The sequence below is a fragment of the Rhodococcus sp. G6(2025) genome, assembly GCF_058628105.1.
Window position 1 is genome coordinate 6,180,760 of sequence record NZ_CP179750.1, and the last position, 14,597, is coordinate 6,195,356.

Annotated in this window: 12 protein-coding genes; 4 read left to right on the forward strand and 8 right to left on the reverse strand. The window is 66.9% G+C overall.

The genetic code is table 11. From position 1 onward, the window contains the following. Positions 1-88: 88 nt before the first annotated feature. The 4 genes from ACLIVD_RS28590 to ACLIVD_RS28605 all read right to left on the reverse strand — a co-directional run bounded on the left by ACLIVD_RS28590 (position 89) and on the right by ACLIVD_RS28605 (position 4,857). A complete protein-coding gene (locus ACLIVD_RS28590; RefSeq protein ID WP_491931035.1) occupies positions 89-1,618 on the reverse strand; it encodes a DHA2 family efflux MFS transporter permease subunit in 1,530 nt (509 codons plus the stop codon). Then, on the reverse strand, positions 1,615-2,085 hold the full coding sequence (locus tag ACLIVD_RS28595) for a MarR family winged helix-turn-helix transcriptional regulator (protein WP_491931036.1): 471 nt from the start codon (positions 2,083-2,085) through the stop codon (positions 1,615-1,617). The genes ACLIVD_RS28590 and ACLIVD_RS28595 overlap by 4 nt, the downstream gene beginning before the upstream one ends. A gap of 107 nt (positions 2,086-2,192) precedes the next feature. Beyond that, complete coding sequence (locus ACLIVD_RS28600) at positions 2,193-3,158, reverse strand: NADPH:quinone oxidoreductase family protein (protein ID WP_491931037.1); 966 nt, start codon at positions 3,156-3,158, stop codon at positions 2,193-2,195. Between the two features lie 37 nt (positions 3,159-3,195). After that, positions 3,196-4,857, reverse strand: coding sequence for an FAD-dependent oxidoreductase (locus tag ACLIVD_RS28605; protein WP_280779940.1), 1,662 nt, complete (start codon positions 4,855-4,857; stop codon positions 3,196-3,198). A 153-nt stretch (positions 4,858-5,010) separates the two neighbouring features. On the opposite strand from ACLIVD_RS28605, the gene ACLIVD_RS28610 reads away from it, so the two are divergent. After that, positions 5,011-5,790, forward strand: coding sequence for an acyl-[acyl-carrier-protein] thioesterase (locus ACLIVD_RS28610; RefSeq protein WP_280779939.1), 780 nt, complete (start codon positions 5,011-5,013; stop codon positions 5,788-5,790). Here the strand turns inward: ACLIVD_RS28610 and ACLIVD_RS28615 are convergent, their stop codons facing one another. Beyond that, positions 5,791-6,627, reverse strand: coding sequence for a helix-turn-helix transcriptional regulator (locus ACLIVD_RS28615; RefSeq protein WP_317570095.1), 837 nt, complete (start codon positions 6,625-6,627; stop codon positions 5,791-5,793). A gap of 134 nt (positions 6,628-6,761) precedes the next feature. Between ACLIVD_RS28615 and ACLIVD_RS28620 the strand changes: the two genes are divergently transcribed. Together ACLIVD_RS28620 and ACLIVD_RS28625 are read left to right on the forward strand one after the other, a co-directional pair. Continuing rightward, positions 6,762-7,775, forward strand: a complete 1,014-nt coding sequence (locus tag ACLIVD_RS28620; protein WP_280779937.1) for an aldo/keto reductase — start codon at positions 6,762-6,764, stop codon at positions 7,773-7,775. A gap of 9 nt (positions 7,776-7,784) precedes the next feature. Beyond that, on the forward strand, positions 7,785-8,297 hold the full coding sequence (locus tag ACLIVD_RS28625; protein WP_280779936.1) for a SixA phosphatase family protein: 513 nt from the start codon (positions 7,785-7,787) through the stop codon (positions 8,295-8,297). A gap of 5 nt (positions 8,298-8,302) precedes the next feature. Here the strand turns inward: ACLIVD_RS28625 and ACLIVD_RS28630 are convergent, their stop codons facing one another. Beyond that, positions 8,303-8,503, reverse strand: a complete 201-nt coding sequence (locus tag ACLIVD_RS28630; RefSeq protein ID WP_005258232.1) for a hypothetical protein — start codon at positions 8,501-8,503, stop codon at positions 8,303-8,305. A gap of 117 nt (positions 8,504-8,620) precedes the next feature. Between ACLIVD_RS28630 and ACLIVD_RS28635 the strand changes: the two genes are divergently transcribed. Next, the gene (locus ACLIVD_RS28635) at positions 8,621-9,181 is read left to right on the forward strand and encodes a TetR/AcrR family transcriptional regulator (RefSeq protein WP_491931038.1); all 561 of its coding nucleotides are present in this window, start codon (positions 8,621-8,623) and stop codon (positions 9,179-9,181) included. Here ACLIVD_RS28635 and ACLIVD_RS28640 read toward each other — a convergent pair. After that, complete coding sequence (locus tag ACLIVD_RS28640) at positions 9,178-10,410, reverse strand: M23 family metallopeptidase (protein WP_491931039.1); 1,233 nt, start codon at positions 10,408-10,410, stop codon at positions 9,178-9,180. The genes ACLIVD_RS28635 and ACLIVD_RS28640 overlap by 4 nt on opposite strands. 146 nt (positions 10,411-10,556) lie before the next feature. Next, positions 10,557-14,513 (reverse strand): DNA-directed RNA polymerase subunit beta', encoded by a 3,957-nt coding sequence (locus ACLIVD_RS28645; protein ID WP_280779933.1) that lies wholly within the window; start codon positions 14,511-14,513, stop codon positions 10,557-10,559. Positions 14,514-14,597 lie beyond the last annotated feature (84 nt).

Genomic DNA, 14,597 nt, shown 5'->3' on the forward strand with positions numbered 1-14,597 from the left:
ACCACCTCGTCCTATTCCGGGAACGACGAAGGGCGGCAAGCGCAGTGCGCTTGCCGCCCTCGGCGACGTTCGGATCGAACGAACCTGATCAGTGCATCATGACCGTCGGGGCACCTTCGGCCTCGAGCTTCGGGTTGACCGACTTCTTCCGCGGCAGCAGGAACGCCGGGATGAGCGTCAAGGCGATCAGCACGGTGGCGACCAGTAACGTGTTGCCGAACGCATCGGCGGCCTGGCTCAGGACCTGATCCACCATTCCGGGAGGCTCCTGTGCGGCGACCTCGGGCACGTGCTGCATCGCGACCGTCTGACTGTCGAGACCGCGATCGAGCAGCTGGTTGGTGAGGACCACCGACATGACGGCGGTACCGATCGAACCGGCGGTCTGCTGGACGATGTTCATCAGCGTGGAACCGCGCGCGACCTGCTCGTTGGACAGCGTGACGATCGCTGCCGTCATCAGCGGCATCATGGTGCAGCCCATGCCCATGCCCATCACGAACAGCGCACCCATCAGCAGCCAGGTCGGCGAGTCCGACGCCACCTGCGTGAAGACACCCAGACCGATCAGGATCAACGGCAGACCCGTCAGCACGATCTTGCCGGGGCCGATCTTGTCGACGAGACGTCCGGCCACCGGCATGGTCAGCATCGCGCCGATACCCTGCGGAGCCATCAGCAGACCGGCGGCGAGCGTGGTGTGACCACCGACCTGGATGAAGTAGCTGGGGAACAGCAGACCGGCACCCATGAATGCGACGATGAACAGCGAGGTCGTGATGACCGCGACCGACAGCTGCCGGTTCTTGAACAGGTGCAGGTCGATCAGCGGGTGATCTTTGCGGAGTGCGTGGACGACGAACGCGACGATCAGCGCCAGGCCGATCGCACCGGGCACGAGCACGCGAGCCGAAGCGACCGTGCCCACCTCCGGGATGGACGACACACCGAACAGGAACAGAGCCAGACCCGGCGAGAGCAGCAGCATGCCGAGGAAGTCGAAGGACTCCGAGGGCGACGCGTTGTCGGAGGGCAGGATGATGAACGCGGCAGCCAGGGCGATGATGCCGATGGGCAGGTTGATCAGGAAGATCCAGTGCCAGCTCGCCGCCTCGATCAGCCAGCCGCCGAGGATCGGACCACCGATGGGGCCGAGCAGCATGGGGATTCCGAGAACCGCCATGACCCGGCCGACACGGTCGGGGCCGGCCGCCTTCGTCATGATCGTCATGCCGAGCGGCATCAACATGCCGCCGCCGAGGCCCTGCAGGACGCGGAAGCCGATGAGCGACGTGATGTCCCACGCGAAGCTACACAGCACCGAGCCGAGCACGAACAGCACGAGCGCCGTCATGTAGAGGCGCTTGGTGCCGAATCGGTCGGCCGCCCACCCGGTGACGGGGATGACGGTGGCCAGGGCGAGCGTGTACGCGGTCATCGTCCACGCGACGGTGGCGTACGTGGTGTCGAACTCCGTGGCGAACGTCGGCAACGCGACGCTGACGACGGTGACGTCGAGGATCGACATGATGGCACCGAGCACCACCACGGACGCGATCTTGAGGACCGTGCCGTCGAGCTTGTCGGGCGCCGCGTTCGCGGCGGTCGGCGATGTCATCCGAGTATCTCCTGGTTGAGTTCTCGCAGGGACTCCCCCGCGAGGATCGGTTGTAGTGCCTCGATCAGCCGAGTCCGCTCGATCTCCGGAACCCGCCATGCGAACCGTCGCAACTGATCACGCTTGCATTCGACGTGCTGGGTAGCGACCTTATGTCCGGCCTCCGACAGGGAGACCCGCTTGACCCGCCGGTCGCGTTCGTCCTCCCGGCGAACGACCAGACCCAGTTTCACGAGTTGATCGACGTTCCGACCCGCTGCGGCCACCGAGAGCCGCAACCGCTCGGCCACCTCGTTGATCGGAAGTGGCTCACCGTGCTGAACCAGCGCGAAGAGCATGCGCACCTGCGAAAACGTGAGGTCCAGTTCGATGAGGTTGTCCATCGACTCCGACTCCCCCGCACTCAACAGTTGGGTGAAGAAATCGTTGAGTAGTTCGAAGAGAAGATCAGGAGATTTGTCGGGCACCCTCGAATGCTAGCGCTCATGCAACTATTGCCCAAGGGCAACTATGGCGCAACCGAATAAATGGTGTCAGGTATCACATCCCCCGGCGGCAGCCTGGACCTGCGGGTTCAGTCCTGGACGAGCACCGCTTTACCCAGCACGAGGCCTGCCTCGAGGTCACGCAGTGCGTCCGCGGCCCGCTCGAGGGGATACCGCGAGGTGACCACGGGACGCAGTCCGCGTTCGACGTGCCGGATCAACGCGGCATGCGCCTCTTCCAGCGCAGTCGGTTCGGTCCGGATGAACTCACCCCACGCCGCACCCACGATGCTGATGTTGCGGAACAGCACCCGGTTCACCTTCACCTCGGGGATCGTCCCTCCCGCGAAACCGATCACGACCAGCCGGCCTTCCGGGGCCAGCACCCGGACGGCCTCGTCGAACGCGTCGCCGCCGACCGGGTCGACCACGATCTGCGCGCCGCGGCCGCCGGTCAGCTCACGGACCCGGGCGCCCCAGCCGTCGTCGAGGCGGACGACCTCGTCGGCCCCCAGTTCGCGCAGGAAGTCGTCGGCGCCGTCCCGGCGCACCACCGCGATCACGCGGGCGCCGTGCGCCTTGGCCAGCTGGATGGTGGACGTCCCCACCCCACCCGCCGCGCCGAGGACGACGACGGTTTCGCCTGCCCGCAGCCGGGCCCGGCGCTCCAGCGCGAATTCCATCGTCTGGTAGTTGACGATCAGCGACGCCGCTTCGTCGAAATCCAGGATCGACGGAATGGGCAGCACCTGCGCCGGCGGCACCGCGACCCGTTCGGCGTAACCGCCGACCTGCGACGCCGCGAGCACCCGCTGTCCGGGCTCGAATCCGCTGTCGACCGGTGCCGACACCACGACACCCGCAACTTCGGCGCCGGGAACGAACGGCAACTCGGGGCCGAGCTGATACTTGCCGTAGCTGATCAGCAGGTCGGGGAAGCACACGCCGCTGGCCTTGACGTCGATCAGGATGAGCCCCTCGGCCGCCGGTTCGGGTACGTCCTGCAGCGTCATGCCGCCCGGCCCCGACAGCTCCGTCACCACCACTGCGCGCATGCTCGAAACACTAGACGCGCAGGGGCGGCGAGAGGCGTCAACGAGCGAACAGCCGCTTCCGCTTGCGGGCGACGGACACCAGCTCGACCTTGTCGGTCATCTTCACGCGGGGCCGGCCGGACCCCGCCGCGCGGCCGGTCTCCGCCTTGTCGATCGCCCGCCAGCCGGGGAACCCGATCTGTTCCGGCTGGCGCCGCTCGATCAGCTTCTTCACGTCCTTGCGGGTGCCGACCGTGCCGAGGAGTTTTCCGGCCTCGAAATCTGCGAGCAGCGACGACACCGTCTCCTTCGCGCACGCCTTGTTGGTGCCGATGACGCCGCTGGGTCCGCGCTTGATCCATCCGGTCACGTACACCCGGTCGGTGACCCGGCCGTGCTCGTTGGGGATCACGCCGCGCTTCTCGTCGAACGCGACACCACCGACGGGGTTGCCGCGGTAGCCGATGGAGCGCAGCACGAGCGAGGTGTCCAGCGAACCCTCCTCGCCGCGAGCCCGGGCGGACAACGCGCCGGAGTCGTCGACCACCAGTTCGTTGCGTCCGTAGCGCAGGGCCTCGGCCTTGCCGGAACCGGTGACCTCGAGCGGCGACGTCAGGTAGCGGAACACGATGCGCTTGTGTCCGGGCCGCGGGGCACGCTGCGCGAACTCCCGCGCGAGCCGGACCTTCATCGCGGTGGCCGGATCGTCGAGCAGTGCCTCACTGGCCGAGTCGAGGTCGAGATCGGCGTCGTCGATGACGACGTCCACGTTCTCGAGGTCGCCGAGCGCCAGGAACTCGGGGTTGCTGTAGGCGGCCTGCGCAGGCCCGCGGCGGCCGAGCAGAACGACTTCCTCGATGTTGCTGCGCCGCAGCGCGGCGAGAGCGTGATCGGCGATGTCCGTCCGTTCCAGCTCCTCGACGTTCATCGTGAGGATGCGGGCCACGTCGAGCGCGACGTTGCCGTTGCCGACGATCACCGCGCGCTTCGCGGACAGGTCGAACGTGCGCTCCGCGTAGTCCGGGTGGCCGTTGTACCAGGCCACGAACTCGGTGGCGGCGTGCACGCCGGGAAGATCCTCGCCCGGGATCCCCAGACGCCGGTCGCTCGACGCCCCGACGGCGTAGATGACGGCGTGGTGATTCTCCAGCAGCTCGTCGTGGGTGACGTGTTTGCCGACCTCGACGTTGAGGTGGAACTCGAAGTTCGGCCGGTCGAGGCTCCACTCGAACATCCGGGTCACCTCCTTGGTGCCGGGATGGTCGGGTGCGACACCCGCGCGGACGAGTCCCCACGGGGTCGGGAGCTTCTCGAACATCTCGACCTCGACGTCGGACCGTTCGAGCAGTTCACCGGCGGCGTAGCAGGCCGCCGGGCCGGCGCCGACGACGGCGACCCGGAGCTTGCCGAGGTCGCGGCGCGGCGGGGTCGCGGGTGTGAGGGGGATCCACCCGGTCGGCATGGGGTTGGTCGTGTAGTACTCGGCGTTGATGTCCTTGTAGCGCGTGAGCGAGCCGATGAGCTTGTCTTCCGGGAAGATCGCGTCGACCGGACACGCGTCGACGCAGGCCCCGCAGTCGATGCAGGTTTCCGGGTCGATGTGCAGCATCTCGGTCTGCGCGAATTCCCGCTCCTCCGGTGTCGGATGGATGCAGTTCACGGGGCATGCGGAGACGCAGCTCGCGTCGTTGCAGCACGCCTGGGTGATGACATATGCCATTGCGGTTTCCTCACACCTGTCCGGACCATCGAACTCGTTTGTGTTACACGTAGTAACAGTTATATGAACTGTACTGAGAATCGCGTCCGCAAACAAGCACCGGCGCCGGGATGGAAGAATCGGGGCTCCGTCCTCGAGCGAAGGAACCGCATCTTGGCACTCGACCGACCCCTCGCCGCTGTCCCCGCACGCGGCCGCTTCTTCGAGACGTCCTGGCCGGTCCGCACCGGCGACATCGATGCCGCCAAGCGCCTGCGCCTCGACGGGATCGCGCGGTATCTGCAGGACGCCGGACTGGACAACCTCGACGCGGTCGACGCCGCCGACAGTCACCCGCTGTGGATCGTCCGGCGCACCGTCATCGACGTCGTACGACCGGCGGTATGGCCCGAGCGGGTGCACCTCCGGCGCTGGTGCTCCGCGCTCTCTACCCGCTGGACGAACATGCGGGTCCAGATCGAGGGTGAGGCGGGCGCCCTCATCGAGACCGAAGGTTTCTGGATCCACATCAGCGGCGAAACGGGAATGCCCACCCGCATCGACGACGGGTTCATCGAACGCCTCGGCGAGTCGGCGGAGGAACACCGGCTCAAATGGAAGCGCTGGCTCGTCGAGAATGCGCCGGCCGCCGAGGAAGACGGCATCGTGGATACCGAGTTCGTTCTACGCCGCACCGATATCGACCCGTTCGACCACGTCAACAACGCCGTCTACTGGCAGGCCGTCGAAGAACTGCTCGCCGACCACGAGCATCCGGGCGGCGGTCGCCTCGTCGACAATCCCCATCGCGCCGTGCTCGAATACCTTTCGCCCATCGTGTCGACCGACCGGATCGTCCTGCGTTCGAGGCGGGACGAGACGTCGCTGACCGTGTGGTTCCTGGTCGACGACGCCCTGCGGGCCGTGGCCCGGGTCGGGCCACTCACCACCTGATCAGACCATCTGCTGGGTGCCGATCACCCGCAACAGGTCGAGCCTGGCCCGCGCGTCGGAGCCCGGCTGCGGCATGTACACGAGCAGATGCTGGTAGGCGCTCGGGGTCAGCAGCGTCTCGCAGACGAGGTCGATGCGTCCGACCTCGGGGTGGAGGACGGTCTTGGTGTCGGACCTGCGGACGGCCACATCGTGCCTGTCCCAGAGCGCCGCGAACTCGGCGCTGCTCTCGTAGAGGCGGTCCACCAATTCCGTCACGTCGGCGTCACCGGCCCGCCGGGCAGCCGTCGCCCGCAGATCCGCGACGTGGTTTCCGGCGAGCCGCTCGTGATCGTCCTCGGGGAACATCCCGCGCTCGCCGGAGTGCGCGAACCACCGCCACGGCACGTACCGGTCGAGACCCGAATACCGGGTCGCGTCGCCGAACAGGATCACGTGCATGCGATTCTGGACCAGCACCTCCCCGAGGTCCGAGATGACGCAGCCCGGGGTGTCGTCGAGCTTGTCGAGCAGGTGCAGCAGTCCCGGTCCGACGTGTTTGTTGCCCGCGGCCCGCATCGGCGGCACCTGACCCGACAACAGGTAGAGATGGTCTCGCTGATCGTCGGTCAGCCGCAACGCCCGCGCGATCGACGCCAGGACCTGCGTCGACGGATGCGGGCCGCGGGCCTGCTCGAGTCGGGTGTAGTAATCCGTCGACATTCCCGCGAGCATCGCCACCTCGTCGCGCCGGAGCCCCGGCGTCCGCCGGCGTACACCCGGTGGCAGTCCGACGTCGGCCGGAACCAGCTGTTCCCTGCGACGGCGGAGGAAGTCGGCCAACTCGGAGCGGTTCATGCATCAACTGTGCCGGACCCACCGGGACGCTGCCAGGGATCGCCGGTCCCCCGATGAACGGTCTCTGGTTGCCGCTCCCGGCGACGGCGACGCTGGTGTCAGTCCGGAACAGACACCGACAATCGGAGCAGAACATGATCAGCACCACCGCACTCGGAACCACCGGTCCCACCGTCAGCCGGCTCGGCCTCGGCGCCATGGGCATGTCCGGGATGTACGGCAGGACCGACGACGTGGAGTCCATCGCCACCATCCACGCGGCGCTCGAAGCCGGGATCGATCTCGTCGACACCGGGGACTTCTACGGATCGGGCCACAACGAGTCCCTGATCGGCAAGGCCCTCGCCGGCCGTCGACGGGAGGACGTGACCCTCAGCGTCAAGTTCGGCGGACTGCGCGGCCCCGGCGGCACGTGGGCCGGAGTGGACACGCGACCCGAGTCGATCCGGAACTTCCTCGCCTACTCGCTGCAGCGTCTCGGCGTCGACTACATCGACATCTACCGCCCCGCCCGTCTCGACCCCGACGTGCCGATCGAGGACACCGTCGGAACGATCGGCGAACTCGTCGAGGCCGGCTACGTGCGCCACATCGGCCTGTCCGAGGTGGGCCCCGAGACCCTGCGCCGCGCGGCGGCCGTGCACCCGATCGTGGACCTGCAGATCGAGTACTCGCTCATCTCGCGGGGTATCGAGGCCGAGATCCTTCCGCTCTGCCGGGAACTCGGGATCGGCGTGACGGCCTACGGCGTACTTTCCCGGGGTCTGCTCAGCGACTCGCTGCGCACCGATCAGACCCTCGCGGCCGACGACTTCCGCGCACACAGCCCCCGGTTCCAGGGCGACAACCTCCGGCAGAACCTCACCCTCGTCGACTCGCTCGCCGCCGTGGCCGCGCAGCACGGGGTGAGCGTCGCACAGCTGGCGATCGCGTGGGTTCTCGCCCAGGGCGACGACATCGTGCCCGTCGTCGGAGCGCGCACCGTCGCCCGGCTCGAGGAGACCCTCGGCGCACTCGACGTCCACCTCGACGCCGGTGACCTCGCCGCCATCGCCGCAGCGGTTCCCGACACCGCAGTCGCCGGGGACCGCTACGCGCCCGCGCAGATGGCCCAACTCGACAGTGAACGCGCCGGCGTGGGGCGCTAGCGTCTAGCCATGGCCTCGCACAGCTCCTCGCGGAATCGCACCCTGATCCTGATGCGCCACGGCAAGTCGGCGTACCCGGAGGGGGTCGCGGATCACGAGCGGCCGTTGGCGCCGCGCGGACGGAAGCAGGCGGGTCTGGCCGGTGAGTGGCTGCGGTCGACGCAGCCGCCGATCGACGCCGTGCTGTGTTCGACCGCTCGCCGCACCCGGGAAACGCTGGAGGCGACCCGGGTCGGCGCTCCCGCCCGGTTCGCCGACGAGTTGTACGGCGCGTACCCGTCCGAGGTGCTCATGGAGATCGTGCGGGTCGAGCCGTCGGTGCGCACGCTGCTCGTGGTCGGACATGTTCCCGGCATGCCGTCGACGGCACTGGATCTGGCGGGCAACCCCGACACCGGGGAAGCCGACCTGATGCGGGAGAAGTTCCCGACGTCCGCGCTCGCGGTCCTCACGGTGCCGTGCGACTGGGACGAACTCACGTCGAGTGCGGCGTCACTCGCCGCGTTCCACGTCCCGCGGTAGGGGCCTCAGAACAGCTTCCGGCCGACGACGGCGACGACACCCAGAATCAGGACCAGCACGAGGGCCGACCAGAATCCGAACAGCCACCAGACCACCCCGAAGACGACCAGTGCCGGTGCCACGGTGATGAGTGCGATCGTGGGGCTTTCCCGCAGCACTTCGAGTGCCGACTCCGTCTTGACGCGATCGATCTTCTTCTCGGACATCTCGTCTCCGTTCAGCGAACCACGCATATCGGACAGGTGTGGTCGAGGATAGTCTTCACGGGACGAGAACCAGCTCGAGCGAGGGCAGACCAGCGGCGAGGGAGATGGGAAACCGCAGTGACCACTCGACAGGAGAAGGCCGCCCAGACGCGCCGGGACTTACTCGACGCAGCCAGAGTGGTCTTCGAACGCAAGGGTTACCTGAACGCCACCATCACCGACATCACGACCGAGGCCGGCAAGGCGGCGGGTTCGTTCTACAACCATTTCGACGGCAAGGAAGCGCTGCTCCTCGCGCTCGCGGACGACATCGGCGACGACGCGGATGCACTCATCACCACCTCCCCCGACGATCTGCGGAACCTCGGTCCGCATCTCGCCGTGTTCTGGCAACTGCAGTCGCGGCATCGCACCGTGATGGCCGCGCTCCGCGACGCAGCCCTCGTCGATCCCGAGTTCGCGCAGCGGATGCACGACTTCGGGATCGAGCAGATGAAGCCGTGGGCCGAACTCCTCACGACACTCTCCGCGGACGGCGCACCCCTCCCTGCGAGCCCCGACGTCAGTGCCCAGTTGCTCGCCGCGGTGGCGACCGCCTTCGTCGGCCTGTGGGACGGCGACGACGATGCGGGCATCGCCGCACTCACCCGGTTCGTCGAGCGCGGGCTCCTCGGCTAACTGCCCGGGAACGTCACGACATCGAGGTACAGCGGCATCTCCTCGGTGCGCGATCCGGTCTGCGTTCCCGCCTCGTCGACCACCGGGGCGCCGGCGGTCGCAGCAGCTTCGAGGCTCTCCCCCGTCACCCGCCCGTCGAGGTCGAAGTTCTCGAACTCGAACGGAATGCCGTTCGACGCCAGGTAGTCCGGCCCGTCCATCAGATGGAAGTGCAGATGCGGTGCGTCGGTGTTACCGCTGTTGCCCAGCAACCCGAGCTGGTCGCCCGCCCGCAGGTCCTGGCCGACGCTGATGTCGTCCACGCTGCCGGGCTGCAGGTGCGCGTAGAACGCGTACCGCCCGTTCCCGATGTCCTGGACGACGTGGTTTCCGCCGTACTGGTCGAGGGGCAGTCCCTGCGGACTGGCACCCGGAACCTGTTCGGACAGGTCGCCCACGACGGCGATCACCTTGCCGTCCGACACCGCACGGACCGGTGCGCCGTAGTACTCGTAGCTCGACAGCTGAGTCTTGTCGCCGACGTAGATGCGTCCCTGCTCGTCGAGTTGGACGAAGTCGATCGCGAAGCGCTCGGCCGTGAGCATCCGCCCGTTGATCGGCAGCACGGCCGCGCGGTGGGACGTGACCGTGCAGCAGCCGGTGCCGTCGAGCCACCGCGGACCGTCGAGGGGAGCGCGGATCCGGACGGCGTCGCGGGTGTCGACTTCGGTGTCCGCCACGTTCTCGGCGAGCTGCGACGGCACGAGTGACGTCGCCTGCGGAAAGTTGACGTTCACGACGTGGCCGAGACTGGTGGGCACGTCGTCGGGACTGTTCAGTGTCGCGTCGATCCACACCAGCCCCTGCTGTCCGGGGGCGAGGACGGTGCCGGTCTTCGGGCCTCCGCCGAGTGCCTGGAACCAGGGCGTCAGCGCATCGCCGCTCAAATCCACCAGTGTGCGGCCGTCGCCCTTCACCTGCAGCGACGTGATCGTCGCCGGCTGCGAACCGGTGTTCGTCAGCCGCAGTTCGTAGACCAGGTGCACGCGACCGTCGCTGCCCGTCACCGGGATCGGTGCGGCCACCACATCCGCGACCACCGGAGTGAGCACCGCGGGACCGGCGGACGCGGCAGGCGCCGCCGACGACGTCGCCTCGCTCTGCTGGGTGTCCGAGGCCGTGCAGGAGGTCGCGGCCCCCACGACGACGGCGAGTAGGAGCGCGATGGCGAACCTCGACCGGGCCATCATCCGACGCTAGCAACGGCGAACACCCGGCGACAAGGCATGGAAACAGATGAAGGCCCCACCCCCGAAGAGAGAGGGGTGGGGCCTTCGTCCTTGGTGAGTGCCCGGCGAGTCCTGGGACTCGTCAGCCGCTCACGGGCGCGGAGCGCCTACCGGTAATCGTTGCTGAAACCGTAATCGTCCAGCGGCACCGCGGCACCGGTGTTCTGGCCGAAGCCGTCCGGGCTGTAGTACTGGTCGTCGTAGGACGGAACCGCGTACGCAGCAGCGCGAGCTTCTTCGGTCGGCTGAACCTGGATGTTGCGGTAACGGTTGATACCGGTACCGGCGGGGATCAGCTTTCCGATGATCACGTTTTCCTTCAGACCGATCAGCTTGTCCGAGCGGCAGTTGATCGCCGCATCGGTCAGCACGCGAGTGGTCTCCTGGAACGACGCCGCGGACAGCCACGAGTCGGTCGCCAGCGATGCCTTGGTGATACCCATCAGCACCGGACGTCCGGCTGCCGGCTCGCCACCCTCGGCGACGACACGGCGGTTGGCCGCTTCGAAGTCCGCACGCTCGGTCAGCGAACCGGGCAGGAACTCCGTGGCGCCCGAGTCGATGATCGTCACGCGACGCAGCATCTGGCGCACGATGACCTCGATGTGCTTGTCGTGGATCGACACACCCTGGCTCCGGTACACCTCCTGGACCTCGTTGACGAGGTGGATCTGCACCTGACGGGGGCCCATGACACGCAGCACCTCGTGCGGATCGGCAGCACCTTCCATGAGCTGCTGACCGACCTCGACGTGGTCACCGTCGGCCAGAAGGCGTTCGGTGCCGTCGTCGTGCTTGAAGACACGCAGACGCTGACGCTTCGAGAGCTTGTCGTAGACAACCTCTTCGCCACCGTCGTCCGGGACGATGGTGATCTTGTAGAAGCGGTCGCCGTCCTCGAGCTGCACGCGGCCACTGACGTCGGCGATCGGGGCCTTGCCCTTGGGGACGCGGGCCTCGAACAGCTCCTGAACACGCGGCAGACCACCGGTGATGTCGTCTCCGGCGACACCACCCTGGTGGAACGTACGCATGGTCAGCTGGGTACCGGGCTCACCGATGGACTGTGCGGCGACGATACCGACGGCCTCACCGATGTCGACGAGCTTGCCGGTGGCCATGGAGCGGCCGTAGCAAGTGGCGCAGACACCGGTGCCGGTGGTGCAGGTGAGCACCGAGCGGACCTTGACCTGCGTGATGCCTGCTTCGAGCAGCGCGTCGATCGCCGGGTCGCCCAGGTCGTGTCCACGCTCGACGATGACGTTGCCGTTCTCGTCGACCGCGTCGGCGGCCAGGGTGCGGGCGTACGTGCTCGTCTCCACGTGAGCGTCGCGGATCAGCGTGCCGTCGGCCTGCTTCTCGGCGATCGTGGTGACGATGCCGCGCTCGGTTCCACAGTCGACCTCGCGGACGATGACGTCCTGCGAGACGTCCACCAGACGACGGGTCAGGTAACCCGAGTCGGCGGTGCGGAGCGCGGTATCGGCCAGACCCTTACGGGCACCGTGCGTGTTGATGAAGTACTCGAGAACGGTCAGGCCTTCCTTGAAGGAAGACTTGATCGGACGCGGGATGAACTCACCCTTCGGGTTGGTCACCAGACCCTTCATACCGGCGAGCGACCGAACCTGAGTCATGTTGCCGGCGGCGCCGGACTTCACGATCATCGGGATCGGGTTGTCGTCGGGGAAGTGGGCCTCCATGGCCTTACCGACCTCGTCGGTGGCCTCGGACCAGATCTTGACCAGGGCGCTGTTGCGCTCGGTCTTGTTCAGAGCACCACGCTGGTACTTCTTCTCGATTTGGTCGGCCTGAGCCTCGAAGGACTCCATGATCTGAGCCTTCTCCGGCGGCACGAGGACGTCGGAGATCGAGACCGTGACACCCGAACGCGTGGCCCAGTAGAAACCGGCGTCCTTCAGCTTGTCGACGGTCTGCGCGACCACGATCATGGGGTAGCGCTCGGCGAGGTCGTTGATGATCGTCGCCTGACGCTTCTTCGGCATCTGCTCGTTGACGAACGGGTAGTCCGCGGGCAGCAGCTCGTTGAAGAGCACGCGACCCAGCGTCGTCTCCGCGGTCCAGCCGTCACCGTAGTTCCAGCCTTCGGGGAACAGCTCCGACTCGATGTCGCGGGGCGGGCGCTGCTGCGTGAGCCGCACCTTGATCTTCGCCTGCACGACGAGCGCGCCACGATCGACGGCCATCTGAGCCTCGGCAGGCGAGGAGTACACGCCCTGCTCCGCCTCTTCGCTGGTCGACGCTTCGAGCTCGCCGATCGCACCCTCGTCCAACCGGGTCAGGTGGTACAGACCGGTGACCATGTCCAGACGGGGCATGGCGAGCGGTCGACCCGACGCGGGCGACAGGATGTTGTTCGACGACAGCATCAGGATGCGAGCCTCGGCCTGCGCCTCCGCGGACAGCGGAAGGTGCACGGCCATCTGGTCACCGTCGAAGTCGGCGTTGAAGGCCTCACACACCAGCGGGTGGAGCTGAATGGCCTTACCTTCGACCAGCTGCGGCTCGAAGGCCTGGATGCCCAGGCGGTGCAGCGTCGGTGCACGGTTCAGCAGCACCGGGTGCTCGGCGATGACCTCTTCGAGGACGTCCCACACCTGTGCGCGCTGACGTTCCACCATGCGCTTGGCGGACTTGATGTTCTGCGCGTGGTTCAGGTCGACCAGACGCTTCATCACGAACGGCTTGAACAGCTCGAGAGCCATCAGCTTCGGCAGACCGCACTGGTGCAGCTTGAGCTGCGGGCCGACGACGATGACGGAACGACCCGAGTAGTCGACGCGCTTACCGAGCAGGTTCTGACGGAAACGACCCTGCTTGCCCTTGAGCAGGTCGCTCAGGGACTTCAGCGGACGGTTACCGGGACCCGTGACGGGACGGCCACGACGGCCGTTGTCGAACAGCGCGTCCACGGACTCCTGCAGCATCCGCTTCTCGTTGTTGACGATGATCTCGGGGGCACCGAGGTCGATCAGTCGCTTGAGGCGGTTGTTGCGGTTGATCACGCGGCGGTACAGGTCGTTCAGGTCGGAGGTGGCGAAGCGGCCACCGTCGAGCTGAACCATCGGGCGCAGCTCCGGCGGGATCACCGGGACGGCGTTCAGAACCATGCCCATGGGCGAGTTCTGGTTGACCTGGAAGGCTGCGACGACCTTGAGACGCTTCAGTGCGCGGAGCTTCTTCTGCCCCTTGCCGCTGCGGATGGTCTCGCGGAGGTTCTCGGCCTCGGCGTCGATGTCGAAGCTCTCCATGAGCTTCTGGATCGACTCGGCACCCATGGCGCCCGTGAAGTACTCGCCGTAGCGGTCGACGAGCTCGCGGTACAGCAGTTCGTCGACGATGAGCTGCTTGACACTCAACTTGGTGAACGTGGTCCAGATCTCGTCGAGACGATCCAGCTCGCGCTGCGCGCGGTCACGGAGCTGACGCATTTCGCGCTCGCCGCCGTCCTTGACCTTGCGGCGGACGTCAGACTTGGCGCCCTCTGCCTCCAGCTCGGCGATGTCGGCTTCGAGCTTCTGAGCGCGGGCCTCGAGGTCGGCGTCACGCTGATCCGCGACGGACTTCTTCTCGACCTGCATCTCGGCTTCGAGAGTGGACAGCTCGTTGTGACGCAGTTCCTCGTCGACACCGACGATGACGTACGCGGCGAAGTAGATGATCTTCTCGAGATCCTTCGGCGCCAGGTCGAGCAGGTAGCCGAGACGGCTGGGCACGCCCTTGAAGTACCAGATGTGCGTGACCGGGGCGGCCAGTTCGATGTGGCCCATACGCTCACGCCGAACCTTGGCGCGGGTCACCTCGACGCCGCAGCGCTCACAAATGATGCCCTTGAAGCGGACACGCTTGTACTTACCGCAGTAGCACTCCCAGTCCCGGGTGGGGCCGAAGATCTTCTCGCAGAAGAGGCCGTCCTTCTCGGGCTTGAGGGTGCGGTAGTTGATGGTCTCCGGCTTCTTGACCTCACCGTAGGACCAATTGCGGATGTCCTCTGCACTGGCGAGGCCAATGCGGAGTTCATCGAAGAAGTTGACGTCGAGCACGTAACTTCCTTTCCCCAGAGGGATTGTGGATCAACGGTCACCCGCCGATACCTGACTGCCAATTCAAATGTGAACTACGCCCCC